This is a genomic window from Leisingera sp. ANG1 (assembly GCF_000203975.2).
GTDB lineage: Bacteria > Pseudomonadota > Alphaproteobacteria > Rhodobacterales > Rhodobacteraceae > Leisingera.
On sequence record NZ_AFCF02000001.1, the window covers coordinates 889,925 to 904,547 of the forward strand.

Genomic DNA, 14,623 nt, shown 5'->3' on the forward strand with positions numbered 1-14,623 from the left:
TGATCAAATTATCTTGGCGAATGGATTTCCATAGGCTAGGGTTGGCGCAACGCATTGATGGAGCCCCAAATGGACCTGCCCGGACTGAAGACAATCCGCATTGCCGCCTGTGATATGAACGGCCAGATGCGTGGCAAGCGGCTGCCCGCAAGCCAGGCCGGAAAGCTGGAAAGCGGCGGCGCCCGGATGCCGGTTTCCGCCCTCAACGTCGACCTGTGGGGCCGCGACGTCGAAGACAGCCCGCTGGTTTTTGAAACCGGCGACGCTGATGGCGTGATGCTGCCCACCAACCGCGGTCCGGTGCCGATGCCCTGGCTCAAGAGTGCCTCGGCGCTAGTGCCCATGGCGATGTACTGGGAGGATGGCTCCCCTTTCCTGGGCGACCCCCGCCATGTACTGGCAGATGTGCTGTCGCGCTACAGCGCACGCGGCTGGACCGTTGTCGCCGCGACCGAGATGGAGTTCAGCCTTCTGGATGACAGCGGTGCCCGCCCGGCCCCGCCGATTGACCCGCTGACGGGCCGCGAGCTGGATCAGCAATCGGTGCTGTCGATTGCCGAACTGGACGCCTTTGACGAGTTCTTCTCCGATCTCTACGACGGCGCAGAGGCGATGGGCATTCCCGCCCAGGACGCCATCTCCGAGGCCGGCCTCGGGCAGTTCGAAATCAACCTCCTCCACCAGGACGCCATGCGCGCCGCCGATGATGCGTGGCTATTCAAGGCTTTGGTCAAAGGGCTTGCGCGCAAACACGGATTTGCCGCGACCTTCATGGCCAAACCCTATGCCGAGGAAGCCGGCAACGGCATGCATGTGCATTTCTCGGTCGAGGATCAGGACGGCAACAACATCTTTGACGACGGCAGCGACAAAGGGTCTGATCTGCTGATGCACGCGGTGGCCGGCTGTCTGGCAGCGATGCCCGCCAGCTCACTGATCTTTGCCCCGCACGGCAACTCCTATGACCGGCTGGTGCCCGGCGCCCACGCCCCGGTCAGCGCCGCTTGGGCCTATGAAAACCGCACCGCCGCCATCCGTATTCCCGGCGGCAGCCCCAAGGCACGCCGGATCGAACACCGGGTCGCAGGCGGCGACATCAACCCCTACCTAATGCTGGCTACGGTGCTGGGTGCAGCATTGGCCGGGATCGAGGACAAGATGCAGCCTCCAGCGCCTTCCGAGGGCAACATTTATGAGATCGAGGGCCTGCCGCAGCTGGCCGCCGACTGGGAGACCGCGATCAACTGGCTTGACACCGACCCGCTGATTGCACGCATCCTTCCGGACCTCGCCATCCGCAATCTTGTGATGACCAAGCGGCAGGAGCTCATTGGCTTTGCGGAACGCCCCAAGGAGAGCCATTGGCTGTCTTGGCTGGAGGCGGTATAAACCCGCTTTGCCTGCGGCGCCCGGGAAGCCCCTTGCCCGCCCCGGCATCCTCGGCTAGGCTCAATTTGATCAAATTTGGTGACTCATGAAAATCGGCATCCTGCAAACCGGCCACTCCCCCGAAGACCTGTTCGGAGACTTCGGCGATTACGACGCCATGTTCCGCGACATGCTAGACGGCAACGGGTTTGAGTTTCAGACTTGGGCGGTGGTGGACGGTATCCTGCCGGACGGGCCTCAGGACGCCGACGCCTGGCTGATCACCGGCTCCAAGCATGGCGCCTATGAGGACCACGCGTGGATCCCGCCGCTGGAGGATCTGATCCGTGCCATCCATGCGCGCAAGCAGCCGCTGGCGGGCATCTGCTTCGGCCATCAGATCATCGCCCAGGCGCTTGGCGGCAAGGTCGAGAAGTTCGAGGGCGGCTGGGCCGTCGGCCCGGTCACCTATCAGGTGGACGGCAAGGACCTGACCCTGAACGCCTGGCATCAGGACCAGGTGGTGAAGCGGCCCGAAGACGCGCGGGTGCTGGGCGGCAATGAGTTCTGCCGCAATGGCATCCTTGCCTATGGCGATCACATCATCTCCTGGCAGCCCCACCCCGAATTCCCCAACGCCTTCGTTGGCGGCCTGATTGAAAAACGCGGCCGCGGCGTGGTGCCTGACGACCTTCTGGATCGTGCAGCCGCCGAGCTGGACACTCCCGTAGACAACCAAGATATCGCAACCCTCCTCGCAGATTTTTACAGGAAAGAGAGGACCTAATGTCAGCCTGGCTCGACACCCTTCCCGAAGCAGCAAAAGCCTATCTGGAGGGGCGTCGTCTCGACGAAGTCGAATGCGTTATCTCGGACCTTCCCGGTATCGCCCGTGGCAAGGCGGTACCGGCATCGAAGTTCGCAAAGACCGACTATTTCCATCTGCCCGACAGCATCTTCTACCAGACCATCACCGGGGACTGGGCAGATGCCGCGGACGAGGACGGCTGGATCGAAAAGGACATGACCCTGAAGCCGGACATGTCCACGGCCACCGCTGCGCCCTGGACCGGCGACTGGACCCTGCAGGTGATCCACGACGCCTTCGACCGGCATGACCAGCCGATCCCCTACAGCCCGCGCAACGTGCTCAAGCGCGTGGTGCAGCTGTACCGCGATAAGGGCTGGAAGCCGGTTGTGGCACCTGAGATGGAATTTTTCCTGGTCGCCCGCAACATCGACCCGGCCAAGGAGATTGAGCCGATGATGGGCCGCTCCGGCCGCCCGGCTGCGGCGCGTCAGGCCTATTCGATGACTGCAGTGGACGAGTTTGGCCCGGTGATCGACGACATCTATGACTTCGCCGAGCATCAGGGCTTTGAGATCGACGGTATCACCCAGGAGGGCGGCGCCGGCCAACTGGAAATCAACCTGCGCCACGGCGACCCGGTGAAGCTGGCGGACGAGGTGTTCTACTTCAAACGGCTGATCCGCGAGGCTGCGCTGCGCCACGACTGCTTTGCCACCTTCATGGCCAAGCCGATCGAGAATGAGCCCGGTTCTGCCATGCATATCCACCATTCGATCCTGGATGTGGAGACCGGCCAGAACATCTTCTCCGGCCCGCAGGGCGGAGAGACGGACGCGTTCTACAACTTCATCGCCGGGCTGCAAAACCATCTGCCTGCAGGCATTGCCGTGATGGCGCCCTATGTGAATTCCTACCGCCGCTATGTGAAAGACCACGCCGCGCCGATCAATCTGGAATGGGCGCGCGACAACCGCACCACCGGCATCCGCGTGCCGCTGTCGGGGCCGGAAGCGCGGCGGGTGGAAAACCGCATCGCCGGCATGGATTGCAACCCCTACCTGGGCATCGCCCTGTCGCTGGCCTGCGGCTATCTCGGCCTGGTCAACGAGGAACGCCCGCGCAAGCAGTTCAAAGGCGACGCCTATGAAGGCGAAGGCGATATCCCTCAGGTGATGGGTCAGGCGCTGGACCTGTTCGACGAGGCCAAGGAGCTGCACGAGGTGCTGGGCCCGGACTTTGCCCGCGTCTACTCAATCGTGAAGCGCGCGGAGTATGAGGAGTTCCTGCAGGTCATCTCCCCCTGGGAGCGCGAGCATCTGCTGATGAACGTCTGAAGCCTCTGGCGCTGCACCGCGGTGCAGCGCCTTTGCAATTGAGTATTTGGGCAAAGAAGAACAGCGGGATCCCTTCCGGGAAATCCCGCCAACAGGTGAGGTGCGGGATGGCGATGAACCTGCTCTATTCCAATGACCGCAAAGGCGAGTATCCAAGCAGCTGGTATGCGGCCACCGCCGCGCCGCTGGAGCGCTTTCCCGCGCTGGACAGCGATGTAAAGGCGGACGTCTGTATCGTCGGCGGCGGCTACACGGGCCTGTCTGCTGCACTGCATCTGGCAGAAGCAGGCCTGTCCGTTGTTCTGCTGGAAGCGCAGCGGGTAGGCTTTGGCGCTTCGGGCCGCAACGGCGGCCAGCTCGGCAGCGGCCAGCGGATGGAGCAGGACGGGCTGGAAAAGCTGGTCGGTTTGGATGATGCCCGTAAGCTCTGGGATCTGGCCGAAGGTGCCAAGGATCTGGTGAAGGATCTGGTGGCCCGCCACGGCATCGACTGCCACCTGAAGCCCGGCGTCGCGCACGCCTGTTTCTCCAATGGCGAAACGGCGCATGAGCACGCCTACGCGGAACATCTGCAAAACCGCTACGGGTATGATCAGATCGAACTGCTGGACCGCGACGCGATGCAGGCGCTCTGCCCGTCACCCGCCTACGTCGGCGGCTCTCTCGATATGGGTGCGGGCCATCTGCACCCGCTGGCCTACGTTCTGGGTCTTGCCCGCGCAGCCGCAACTGCAGGAGCTGTCATCCACGAAGGCAGCGAAGTTCTGGACATTCAGGAAGGCAGCCAGCTGCGCATCCGCACCGTGGGCGGCACTGTGACAGCAGATCACCTGATCCTGGCCTGCAACGGTTATCTCGGCGGGCTGAACGGCCAGGTCGCTGCACGGGTTATGCCGATCAACAACTTCGTGGTGGCCACTGAACCGCTGGGCGATGACGCCGCCCGTGTTCTGGCCCGCGACGTGGCGGTCGCTGACACCAAGTTCGTGGTGAACTACTTCCGCCTCAGCCATGACAAGCGGCTGCTGTTCGGCGGCGGCGAAAGCTATGGCTACCGGTTCCCGGCAGACATCTCCGCCACCGTCCGCAAGCCGATGGCGGAGATCTTCCCGCATCTGAAGGATGTGCAGATCGACTATGCCTGGGGCGGCACCCTGGGCATCACCATGAAGCGGATGCCTTATCTGGCACGGCTGGCGCCCAATGTGCTGACAGCCTCCGGCTACTCGGGCCACGGTGTCGGCACCGCCACCCATGCGGGCCAGTTGATGGCACAGGCGATTCAGGGACAGGCCGAAGGGTTTGATACCCTGGCCCGCGTCCCTGCCCCGCGCTTCCCCGGCGGGCCGCGGATGCGCTCGCCGCTGCTGGTGCTGGCGATGACCTGGTTTGCCATGCGCGACCGGCTGGGCATCTGAACAGCGGCCTGAGCCGGATTCCGCGCAACTCCGCAACAATTCTGTGAAATTTTGCCGGGCGCAGCAGATTCCGCTGCGTCCAGCCTTGGCTTCCCGGAAAGTTAGTTTTACATTTCCCAAAGAAACAATTCAGGATTTTGAAATATGGCTCTGCCGCCCAACGTTCATGACGCTGAACCCATTCCCGCAGCCGCCCGCGACGCCATCGATGCCCTGATGCAATCAGGCGACCTGTTCCGCTACACCGCGCCCCAGGATGCGCCGGTCACGCTGCTGGAACAGGAATATGCGGATCTTCTGGGCTGCAAATATGCGCTGGCGGTGTCTTCCTGTTCGGCGGCTCTGTTCCTGTCTTTGAAGGCGCTTGGCCTGCCCCGCGACGCCCGCGTTCTGATTCCAGCCTTCACCTTTGCTGCCGTGCCCTCCTCCGTCGTGCATGCCGACTGCGTGCCGGTGCTGTGTGAAGTGGCTGACAACTACCGAATCGACATGGCCGATTTCGAGGCCAAGCTGGACAGCGTGCAGGCGGTGATCATCAGCCATATGCGCGGCCATACCTCCGACATGGATGCGATCATGGCGCTATGCGATGCCCGCGGCATACCGGTGGTCGAGGACGCCGCCCATTCGCTGGGCACCACTTGGAACGGCCGGAACATAGGCACCATCGGCAAGGTGGGCTGCTTCTCCTTCCAGTCCTACAAGATGGTCAACGCCGGCGAAGGCGGCATCCTGATCACCGACGACGCCGACTTGGTTGCCCGCGCCGTGATCATGTCCGGCGCTTATGAGCACAACTGGAAAAAGCACAAAGGCCCGCACGGCGAAAACACCCCGGACCTGGAACAGGCCTTTGCCAAGTGGCAAAACCAGCTGCCGCTCTATAACCTGCGGATGAGCAACCTCTCTGCCGCAGTGATCCGCCCGCAGCTGCCGGAACTGGCCCGCCGGGTGCGCGACGGCCTCGCCAACCACGATTACGTGGCGGAGCGGCTGAACGCCTCCCCCTTCTTTGACGTGCCCGCACCGCTGGGGCCGGAGCGCCGGGCGCCGGATTCAATCCAGTTCAACCTGGTGGATCTCAGCGAGGCACAGACCCGCGCCTTTGCCGCCGCAGCAGAGGCCAAGGGCGTCAAGGTCCAGGTCTTCGGCCTGTCCACCGACAACGCCCGCGCCTTCTGGAACTGGCAGTTCCTGGGCAATGTCCCTGAGCTGCCCCAGACCCGTGACATGCTGATGAAGGCCTGCGACGTGCGCCTGCCGGTGCGGCTGACCCGGGCGGAGCTGGACGTGATTGCCGGCATCCTGCTGGCCGCCGCAGAAGAGACCATGGGCAAGGCTGCCGCCTGAGAATATCAGTGCTTTAGCGAATACCAGCCCCGGCCTCCGCGCCGGGGCTTTTCGCGATTGCAATCCAGGCTTGTGCCGTCCACGGTGCCGCTCATGAAAGGCCCATTGAAATTCAAACGGCGCCCGGCCACCGCGCTGGTGGCGATGGCAAACTCCCTGAGCATGGGCGATGCAGTCCCCGGTGATGAGCTGCGCCAGATCATTGGCGCGGTTGTGTCGGACCGCGCGGAACGGGCGGCGCTGCTCGCCGCGCTCCGTGCGTCCAACGACCCGGACTGCGGCCTGGCCGTGGCCGACCTGCTGACCGCCTTTGCCACCGAGGCGGCAGAGGCGGAAGCCCAGGCCCGCGACGCGGATCAGGTTATCGGCCAATGGGCGCAGCGTCTGGCCGCCGGCGCGCTGCTGGCAAGCTTTGGCGCCACGATTGCAGACACGGTGACCGGCGGGCTGGCCTTTGGCCTCACCCTGCTGTCTTTTTCAGGATTTGTTTTTGCCACCGCCTCCCGCATCGGAGGAAGGGTGAAAATGCGCCGCCGAGCGCAGGAGCGGGAAAGCGCCGAGACCCTGGCCCGCCACGTGCTGGAAGCAGGCAAACTGAAGAAGGAGGGGAAGTGATATGGAATTTTCAGCTTTCCTGCCCTATATTGGCAGTGCAAACGGAGAAACGCATGTTTGAAGCCATGGGACTTGAGACTGTCATCGTCAGCACGATCGTCGGCGCCTGCGCCCTGTCTTTTGGTGCCAGCGCCTATCTTTTCATGCGCGCGCGCCCCGCAGCGGAGGCAAAGGACCTGGACAAGATCGTCCAGAACGCTCCCTATCACCGGTTGCACAACGTGCTGAAGGTCGAGGCCGGCTCCTGATCCGCACTCGCATGTACCTGCCCGTTGAAAAAGCCCCCGCCGAACCGGACAGGGGGCTTATCTTTAGGCTGTGCTTTCAGCGCTGGGCGCTGCGCCTCATTTCATCTTCGACAGTTTATCCTGCAGCGCTGCCAGCTGTTTCTTGATGTCGTCCAGATCTTCGCCGCTGCTGTCGGACTTCTCTTCCTCAGCACCGCCGGTCCAGCCCGCGGCACCGAAACCGCCGGTCATTGCCTTCAGGAACGCCTCCTGCTGCGCCTTCATCGCCTCGAACCCGGGCATCTTGGACATCGGGTTCATAGCGGTCATGTTCTCCACCATTTTCGACTGGCTTTCTCGCAGCATGTCAAAGGAGGTCTGCAGGAACTGCGGCATCACCCCGCCGCCCGGCACCATGTAGCTGCGCACCAGGTCGTTGAGCACATTGACCGGCAGAACATTCTCGCCGCGGCTTTCATGCTCGGCGATGATCTGCAGGAGATACTGGCGAGTCAGGTCATCGCCAGTCTTCAGATCGACAATCTGCACTTCTCGGCCTTCCCGGATGAACCCCGCGATATCCTCCAGCGTGACGTAATCGCTGGTCTCGGTGTTATAGAGCCGCCGGCTCGCATACCGTTTGATCAGCAAGGGTTTGTCCTGTTCTGTCATGTGATCCCTCCCCGGTCATGACGCATTGCAGCGAAGCCTATGCCAGCGCAGAACAAAAGGGAAGCCTTGGCGTGTTTTCCGCAACAATTGTTCTGTACAGCCCTGCTGCAGCTGCATTCAAAGCGCTTGACCTGAACCTGGCTTGAGCTTTTATGAGTGATCCCGCACCAGAATCCGAAGCGGGAGAGCATACAGTAATGAAAGTCCTGATCCTCGGCGGCACGGGATCCATAGGCACCGCCGTTACCCAAGAACTGATCCGCCACGGTCATGATGTGACCGGTCTCAGCCGGTCGGAGCTGTCGGACCGCAAACTGGAAAGGATGGGCGCCCGCCCCCTGCGCGGCGACCTGCGCACCCCTGGCGCCTGGGTCCGCGAGGCGGCCCGCACCGACGGCCTGATCCAGCTGGCCGCCACCTTCGACGAAGACATGGGCCAGGCCGATACAGCCGCCATCAACGCAATCCTGCGGCAAGCCGCCTTGCGCCCGCAGCCGCTGCGGATGATCTACACCGGCGGCTGCTGGCTTTATGGCGCCACAGGCAGTCAGATCGCGGATGAGACCAGCCCAATGCGCCCGATTAAACCCTTTGCCTGGATGCAAGAGAACGCCCGCCTGGTGCTGACCTCCCCGGACGTCTCAGCCGCGGTGATCCATCCGGCGCTGGTCTATCACGAGGACGGCGGCGCATTCTCCCGCTACCTGGAGGCCGCCAGCACAGCCAAGCCGTTCGAGATCTGGGGCAGCATCTCCACCCGCTGGCCACTGATCCAACGCGAGGACCTTGCCCGCGCCTACCGGCTGCTGCTGGAAAACCCGGACCTCAGCGGTCACTTCAACGCCAGTGCCCAGGATGGCGTTCCGGTTGCCGAGATCACCCGTGAAATCGCCCGCCGCCGCGGCCATGATGGCGGTTATGTGGTACGCAGTCTGAAACATGTCCTGTGCAAATACGGCAGCTGGGCGGAAGGCCCCACGCTGGACCAGCAGATGGGATCCGAAAAGCTGCGCCGCCTGACCGGCTGGCAGCCCCGGTATTCCAGCTTCCACACTGCGCAGTTTTGAAGACAGGCCGGAACCCATTGAAGAAATATCATATTATTTGCATCTAAATTCCCGCAAAAAACTCTCAATATGATATAATAAAGGTCAGGTCTTTGAGTCTGTGGTGGCGGGGAATATGGCTGACCAAGGGGACAGACAGAGACAAGCTGCCATACTGATCGCTGACGTGGCCGGTTTTTCCGCGATGGTGGAAACCGGAGAAACCGAGGCCGTTTCCGCGGTGCGTAAACTGGCCGACAAGGTCATCGTGCCCGCAGCGCTTCAGTATTCGGGCCAGCTTGTCAAAACACTGGGGGACGGCTTTCTGCTGGAGTTCCCTTCCTCCTTGCAAGCCGTGAAGGCTGCCTTGTTGATCTCCAAGAAAACCGCAAGCCAGGGCACCAGCCTTGGGCATCCGCGTCTAGCCTTGCGGATGGGGATCCACACCGGGAATGTCATCTCTGCCGGTGACGACCTGTTCGGAAACTGCGTCAATATTGCAGCCCGGCTTGAAAGCCTTGCAGGTCCTGGCGAAATCTGCGTTTCGGGCACTGTGCAAGAACAGGTCCGCGGCCGGATCAACGCTGCCTTCGACGATCTTGGCCTGCAGGTCATCCGCAATATCTCCGATCCGGTGCGGATCTTCCGCATTGCCGAAAACACCATGCCGCAGCTGGATCCCGAAGGCCCGGCCTATGAAATCTCCGTTGCGGTGCTGCCGTTTGCCGGCAAACCCGCTGCCGCAGACAGCGCCAGCAGCCTGGCGGACTCGCTGACCGAAGATATCACAATCGGCCTTTCCAGGTTCCGCGAACTGCGGGTGATCTCCCGCACTACGGCTCTGCGTTATGCCAGCAGTGCCTCGGAGACCTCCCTTGCCGCTGTTGAACTGGGCGTGCGCTACCTGGCTGAGGGCACCGTGCGGCAGCTTCCTGGCAAACTGCGGGTTGCGGTCTCGCTGGCGGATGGCATCAGCGGCAGCACTCTGCTCAGCGAACAATACCACTTGGCAGCTGGTGCGGATATCACCCAGCAGGACGCGCTGGCCCGGCAGATCACCCAAACTCTTGCCGGACAGCTGCAGGCCACCGCAAAGCGGAGGTCGGCTGCAATTGCCGCAGCAAGCACTCCCCTGACCGCGCGGGAGCTTGTTCTCAGAGCCAAGGCGCTGATCCTGGATACCCGCGATGCGCTGATGCAGTGCCGCAGCCTGTATCAGCAGGCCAGCGACTCCGATCCCGGAAATGCCACAGCCTGTTCAGGGCTCGCTCTGACCTATCTGGTGGAATGGATGAGCGGCTGGGGTAAGTCACCCGCGGAAACCCTCGACCGGGCCTTCCCGCTGCTGCGCCGTGCAGCGCGTATCGACCCGCTGGACAGCGTTGCCCAGCGGCGTCTCGCGGTCATGCACCTGTTCAAGGGAGAGTTTTCACTGGCAGAGGATCATTTCCAGCGTGCGCTGGCGCTTAATCCGAATGACACCGACGCCATGGCCTTCCGCGGTTTGTCCCTGGTTTATCAGGGCATGCCGGAAAAGGCGCTTGCCGAGCTGGATGAAGCCACAGCACGCAACCCGTTCCATCCGACCTATTTTCATTGGTTCAAAGGGCTGGCGCTATACATGTGCCGGGAATACCAGCCGGGCATCTCAGAGGTGAACAAGGCGGTCGGCCTGTTTCCGGGGTTCCCGGCACCGCGCCGCCATCTGGCAGCCTGTTACGGCCAGCTGGGTGACCGTACCGCCGCAGCCCAGGAATGCGGGCGCATCCTGCAGCTGGAGCCCGGGTTCTCAGTCAGCCGCATCCGCAGCACGCTGCCCTTTGCCAAGGAAGAAGACCTGGAGCATTACTGCGACGGGCTGCGCCGCGCCGGGCTGCCGGACTGACCTCCCCTGAAACGCAAAAGGACAGGCCTTGCGGCCTGCCCTTCTTCACAATCCGGCTCCGTCAGGGAGGAGAGCGAGGGCCGGATCGTGGTCGTTCTTACTTGGCAGCTGCCGAAGCTTTCTTCGCTGCGGAGGTCACCTCTTCGGTGGCCTTTTTCACGGCAGCGGTTGCTTCTTCGGTTGCGTCTTTGCCGGCCGCCATCATCAGTTCGACGGTGTCCATCTGGACTTTCTTTGCAACTTCAGCAAAGGCAGCCATGTTTTCGGCAGCCACTTCAGCGGAAGCGGACGCGAAATCGGTTGCGGCCTTGGCATAGTCTGCCGGGTCAGCCTGAACCTTGGAAACGTCGCTCAGCTTGGCGATGGTTTCTTTGGTCCACTTGTTGGAGATCTCGGCGGATTTGCCGGCGGCGTCCAGTGCAACAGCGGACAGCTTCTCGTTCAGAGCTGCGGTGTTCTTGAATGCGTCTTCCATCGCTTTGGTGTCGACCGGGAAGGCGCCCATGAAGTCTTTCATCATCGCGGTGAAGTCTTGGGTCTTTGCCATAGTTCTAATTCCTCAGAAAGCTGCAGCAGGACCATCCTGCGCTCTTAGCATGAGGGGAATATGCGTGCCGCACCGCAGCATTTCAAGAGATTTTTGCTGCGGTGCAGAAAAAAGTTTTCTGCACCTGCAAAATCAACGGTTTGCTTTCACCTTCACATAGGATCCCGGGGCCGGCATCAAAGAAGGGAAGCCCGAATCCCCCACCTCGCGGGCGGGAACCTGCTTGCCTGCGCGCTTCTTGAGCCAATCGTTCCAGCGCGGCCACCAGGAGCCCTCGTGGTAATCCGCGCCTTCCATCCAGGCCTCCTGATCCCCCTTCAGATCGTCATTGGTGTAGTGGCCGTATTTCTTCTTGCTGGGCGGATTGACGATGCCGGCGATATGGCCGGATTCCGACACGATGAAGCTCTTGCTGCGTGACCCCATCTGCTGCACGCCGGCATAGCAGTCCTTCCAGCGGGCGATATGATCGGTCTCGCAGGTGATCGCCATCAGCGGCACATCCACGTCCTTGATATGCAGTTTGTGGCCCATCAGCTCGAACCCGTCGCCAACAAACTCGTTGTTCTGGCAGAGGCCCCGCAGATACTGCACCGCCATCCGGCCCGGCAGATTGGCACCGTCGCCGTTCCAGTAAAGCAGATCGAATGCAGGCGGCGTCTCGCCCATCATGTAGCTTTTCACAGCCGGGCCGTAGATCAGGTCCTTGGAACGCAGGAACGACATGGTGCGCGCAATCACCCAGGACCGCAGCAGCCCTTCTTCCTCCACCTGCGCCTCGATCCCGTCGACGAAATCGTTCTGCAGGAACGGCGTGAACTCGCCCTGATCGCCGAAGTCCGTCAGCGTGGTAAAGAAGGTGGCCGATTTCACCGACTTGTCGCCGCGCTGCTTCAAGAGCGACAGTGTCAGGCTCAGCGTGGTGCCGGCAATGCAATAGCCCACTGCATTGACCTGATCGGTCTTACAGATCTCCTTGGCGGTCTCGATTGCGGTCAGGAAGCCCTCCTGAATGTAATCCTCCATCCCCACGTCGGCATGACTGGCGTCGGCATTGACCCAGGAGACCACAAACAGGGTGTAGCCCTGCTCCGTCACCCATTTGATCAGGCTGTTCTGCGCCTTGAGGTCGAGGATATAGAACTTGTTGATCCAAGGCGGGAACAAAACGATCGGCGTCTCATGCACGGTCTCGGTCACCGGCTTGTACTGGATCAGCTCCATCATCCGGTTGCGGTAGACCACGTCGCCCGGCGTGGTGGCGATGTTGCCGCCCAGCTCAAAGGCGCTCTCATCCGCCAGCCGCACCACAAGCTCGCCATTATTGGCTTCCAGATCGGTGACCAGGTTCTCCAGCCCGTCGATCAGCGACTGGCCTTCGGTTTCCACCGCCTTTTCCAGCGCGTCCGGGTTGGTGGGCAGGAAATTGGTTGGCGCCATCATCTCGATGATCTGATCGGCGAAATAGGTCAGCCGCTGCTTGTCCTTGCGGTCCAGGTCCACCGCATCCTGCACCGCCTTGCGGATCGCATCTGCGTTGGTCATGTACTGCTGCTTCACGAAACTGAAGTACGGGCTGCTCTCCCACAGCGGATTCGAAAAACGGCGGTCCTTCGGGCCGCCGTCATCCGTGCTCTCCGGTTTTCCAGCCAGGGCTTTCTGCGCTTCTGCGAAATTCAGCACAGACTTGCTCCAGTATTCGACCTGCTGCTCAAGGATCTTGGCCGGGTTCTGCATGGCTTCGGCCCAATAGGCAGTTGCTGCACGCGCATAAAGCTCTTGATTCGGACCGTCCAAAGCCGGGTTATGCGGCACCTTCCGGGACATGACATCGGCCAGACGCTTGCTCAGCTCCTCCACACGGGTCAAGTTTTCCTTAAGCTTTTCAATGCTCTCAGAATTGGCCGCTGCGGATAATTCGTCACTAGTTGTCATATAAAAGAATCCCTCATAGGCTTTCTGCTATGCAGAATACTCTTCTGCATTTTTCAGGGCAAAGCGGCGATTGGTCCGATAGTCCGGATTTGATGGTCCGATGACGCAGGGGCAAAGCCCGAAGGAGACGCGCATGCGATACATGATGACCTACGACCTGATGGAGACCGTCCGGAACACCAACCAATGGTTGGGCGCCACGGCCCTCTCCATGGCATCTTACCCGGTCTTTTCCGCCTTGCCAAACCCTGCCCTCAGCTGGATGGCCGCCTGGGGCGAAGTGACGGAACGTACTTACCAGCGCATGGTGGTGAAACCCGACTGGGGCATTCCCTCCTTCACCTGCGAAGACGGCAAGGACCATGTGGTTGAAATTGCCAACGTGGTCGAGCGCCCCTTTGGCGACCTCATCCATTTCAAGGTCAGCGGACGCGATGAACAGCCCCGCAAGGTGCTGCTTGTTGCCCCGATGTCCGGCCATTACGCCACCCTCCTCCGCTCTACCGTGCAAAGTCTGATCAGAAACTGTGAAGTCTATGTGACGGACTGGCACAACGCCCGCGACATCCCTGTTTCCGCGGGGAAATTCGACGTCGAGGATTACACGCTCTACCTCGTTGATTTCATGCGCGAGCTGGGACCGGACATCCATGTTGTTGCGGTCTGCCAGCCGGTGCCGTTGACCCTGGCCGCCACCGCCTATCTGGCAGAGCAGGACCCCAAGGCGCAGCCCTCCTCGCTGACGCTGATCGGCGGCCCGGTGGACCCGGACGCAACCCCGACCGAAGTCACAGATTTCGGCCGCCGCGTCACCATGGGCCAGCTGGAGGAAACCATGATCCAGCGCGTCGGCTTCAAGTATCCCGGCGTCGGCCGCAAGGTCTACCCGGGCCTGCTGCAGCTGGCGTCTTTCATGTCGATGAACGGCGAACGGCACTCCAAGGCCTTCATGGATCAGATCCAGCGGGTTTCCCGCGGCGAAGCATCCGACCACGATGCCCACAACCGGTTTTATGACGAATATCTCGCCGTGATGGACATGACGGCGGAATTCTACCTGTCCACGGTCGAACGCATCTTCAAGAACCGTGAGATCGCCCGCAATGAATTCGTGGTGAATGGCCACAAGGTCGATTTCTCCAAGATCACCGATGTGGCGGTGAAAACCGTCGAAGGCGCCAAGGACGACATCTCCGCCCCCGGCCAATGCATCGCCGCACTGGATCTCTGTACCGGTCTGCCGGAAGAGAAGAAGGCCAGCCACGTCGAACCTGGCGCCGGCCATTACGGCATCTTCGCGGGCCGCAGCTGGCGCAACAATATCCGGCCGCTGGTGATCGACTTCATGAACGCCAACAGCCGCAAGAAGCCGGCAGCTCACAAACCCGCCAACAAGAACACGGCTGCCTGAATAT

Annotated in this window: 13 protein-coding genes; 10 read left to right on the plus strand and 3 right to left on the minus strand. The window is 61.6% G+C overall.

Features of this window, described 5'->3' with window-relative positions; translation table 11 throughout:
• The first annotated feature begins 69 nt into the window (after positions 1–69).
• The 7 genes from GC1_RS04385 to GC1_RS04415 all read left to right on the plus strand — a co-directional run bounded on the left by GC1_RS04385 (position 70) and on the right by GC1_RS04415 (position 7,144).
• On the plus strand, positions 70–1,389 hold the full coding sequence (locus GC1_RS04385) for a glutamine synthetase family protein (protein WP_029204754.1): 1,320 nt from the start codon (positions 70–72) through the stop codon (positions 1,387–1,389).
• 85 nt (positions 1,390–1,474) lie between these two features.
• On the plus strand, positions 1,475–2,155 hold the full coding sequence (locus GC1_RS04390; protein ID WP_019295590.1) for a type 1 glutamine amidotransferase: 681 nt from the start codon (positions 1,475–1,477) through the stop codon (positions 2,153–2,155).
• A complete protein-coding gene (locus tag GC1_RS04395; RefSeq protein WP_019295591.1) occupies positions 2,155–3,513 on the plus strand; it encodes a glutamine synthetase family protein in 1,359 nt (452 codons plus the stop codon). The genes GC1_RS04390 and GC1_RS04395 overlap by 1 nt, the downstream gene beginning before the upstream one ends.
• 107 nt (positions 3,514–3,620) lie before the next feature.
• Positions 3,621–4,931, plus strand: a complete 1,311-nt coding sequence (locus GC1_RS04400; protein ID WP_019295592.1) for an NAD(P)/FAD-dependent oxidoreductase — start codon at positions 3,621–3,623, stop codon at positions 4,929–4,931.
• A gap of 144 nt (positions 4,932–5,075) precedes the next feature.
• Complete coding sequence (locus tag GC1_RS04405; RefSeq protein ID WP_019295593.1) at positions 5,076–6,281, plus strand: DegT/DnrJ/EryC1/StrS family aminotransferase; 1,206 nt, start codon at positions 5,076–5,078, stop codon at positions 6,279–6,281.
• Positions 6,282–6,386: 105 nt separating this feature from the next.
• Positions 6,387–6,896, plus strand: coding sequence for a hypothetical protein (locus GC1_RS04410; RefSeq protein WP_019295594.1), 510 nt, complete (start codon positions 6,387–6,389; stop codon positions 6,894–6,896).
• A gap of 53 nt (positions 6,897–6,949) precedes the next feature.
• On the plus strand, positions 6,950–7,144 hold the full coding sequence (locus GC1_RS04415; protein WP_019295595.1) for a hypothetical protein: 195 nt from the start codon (positions 6,950–6,952) through the stop codon (positions 7,142–7,144).
• 96 nt (positions 7,145–7,240) lie between these two features.
• On the opposite strand, the gene phaR is transcribed toward GC1_RS04415, so the two are convergent.
• Complete coding sequence (gene phaR / locus GC1_RS04420; protein ID WP_019295596.1) at positions 7,241–7,795, minus strand: polyhydroxyalkanoate synthesis repressor PhaR; 555 nt, start codon at positions 7,793–7,795, stop codon at positions 7,241–7,243.
• 197 nt (positions 7,796–7,992) lie between these two features.
• On the opposite strand from phaR, the gene GC1_RS04425 reads away from it, so the two are divergent.
• Positions 7,993–8,862: an NAD-dependent epimerase/dehydratase family protein gene (locus tag GC1_RS04425; RefSeq protein ID WP_019295598.1), complete on the plus strand. Its 870-nt coding sequence runs from the start codon at positions 7,993–7,995 to the stop codon at positions 8,860–8,862.
• Positions 8,863–8,977: 115 nt separating this feature from the next.
• On the plus strand, positions 8,978–10,726 hold the full coding sequence (locus tag GC1_RS04430) for an adenylate/guanylate cyclase domain-containing protein (protein ID WP_036761864.1): 1,749 nt from the start codon (positions 8,978–8,980) through the stop codon (positions 10,724–10,726).
• A gap of 97 nt (positions 10,727–10,823) precedes the next feature.
• Here the strand turns inward: GC1_RS04430 and GC1_RS04435 are convergent, their stop codons facing one another.
• Both GC1_RS04435 and GC1_RS04440 read right to left on the minus strand, forming a co-directional pair.
• Entirely contained in the window at positions 10,824–11,273 is a 450-nt protein-coding gene (locus tag GC1_RS04435) for a phasin family protein (RefSeq protein WP_019295600.1), read from the minus strand.
• A gap of 132 nt (positions 11,274–11,405) precedes the next feature.
• Complete coding sequence (locus GC1_RS04440) at positions 11,406–13,208, minus strand: PHA/PHB synthase family protein (protein WP_019295601.1); 1,803 nt, start codon at positions 13,206–13,208, stop codon at positions 11,406–11,408.
• A gap of 133 nt (positions 13,209–13,341) precedes the next feature.
• Here GC1_RS04440 and phaZ point away from each other — a divergent pair, with 133 nt between their 5' ends.
• Entirely contained in the window at positions 13,342–14,619 is a 1,278-nt protein-coding gene (phaZ, locus tag GC1_RS04445) for a polyhydroxyalkanoate depolymerase (protein ID WP_019295602.1), read from the plus strand.
• Positions 14,620–14,623: the final 4 nt, after the last annotated feature.

What these genes read in the sequence shown, in the direction of transcription:
- GC1_RS04390 (WP_019295590.1), top strand. Translation starts at nt 1,475, where the DNA reads ATGAAAATCGGCATCCTGCAAACCGGCCACTCCCCCGAAGACCTGTTC.
- GC1_RS04400 (WP_019295592.1), top strand. Translation starts at nt 3,621, where the DNA reads ATGGCGATGAACCTGCTCTATTCCAATGACCGCAAAGGCGAGTATCCA.
- GC1_RS04395 (WP_019295591.1), top strand. Translation starts at nt 2,155, where the DNA reads ATGTCAGCCTGGCTCGACACCCTTCCCGAAGCAGCAAAAGCCTATCTG.
- GC1_RS04385 (WP_029204754.1), top strand. Translation starts at nt 70, where the DNA reads ATGGACCTGCCCGGACTGAAGACAATCCGCATTGCCGCCTGTGATATG.
- GC1_RS04440 (WP_019295601.1), bottom strand. Translation starts at nt 13,208, where the DNA reads ATGACAACTAGTGACGAATTATCCGCAGCGGCCAATTCTGAGAGCATT.
- GC1_RS04405 (WP_019295593.1), top strand. Translation starts at nt 5,076, where the DNA reads ATGGCTCTGCCGCCCAACGTTCATGACGCTGAACCCATTCCCGCAGCC.
- GC1_RS04415 (WP_019295595.1), top strand. Translation starts at nt 6,950, where the DNA reads ATGTTTGAAGCCATGGGACTTGAGACTGTCATCGTCAGCACGATCGTC.
- GC1_RS04430 (WP_036761864.1), top strand. Translation starts at nt 8,978, where the DNA reads ATGGCTGACCAAGGGGACAGACAGAGACAAGCTGCCATACTGATCGCT.
- GC1_RS04435 (WP_019295600.1), bottom strand. Translation starts at nt 11,273, where the DNA reads ATGGCAAAGACCCAAGACTTCACCGCGATGATGAAAGACTTCATGGGC.
- phaR (WP_019295596.1), bottom strand. Translation starts at nt 7,795, where the DNA reads ATGACAGAACAGGACAAACCCTTGCTGATCAAACGGTATGCGAGCCGG.
- phaZ (WP_019295602.1), top strand. Translation starts at nt 13,342, where the DNA reads ATGCGATACATGATGACCTACGACCTGATGGAGACCGTCCGGAACACC.
- GC1_RS04425 (WP_019295598.1), top strand. Translation starts at nt 7,993, where the DNA reads ATGAAAGTCCTGATCCTCGGCGGCACGGGATCCATAGGCACCGCCGTT.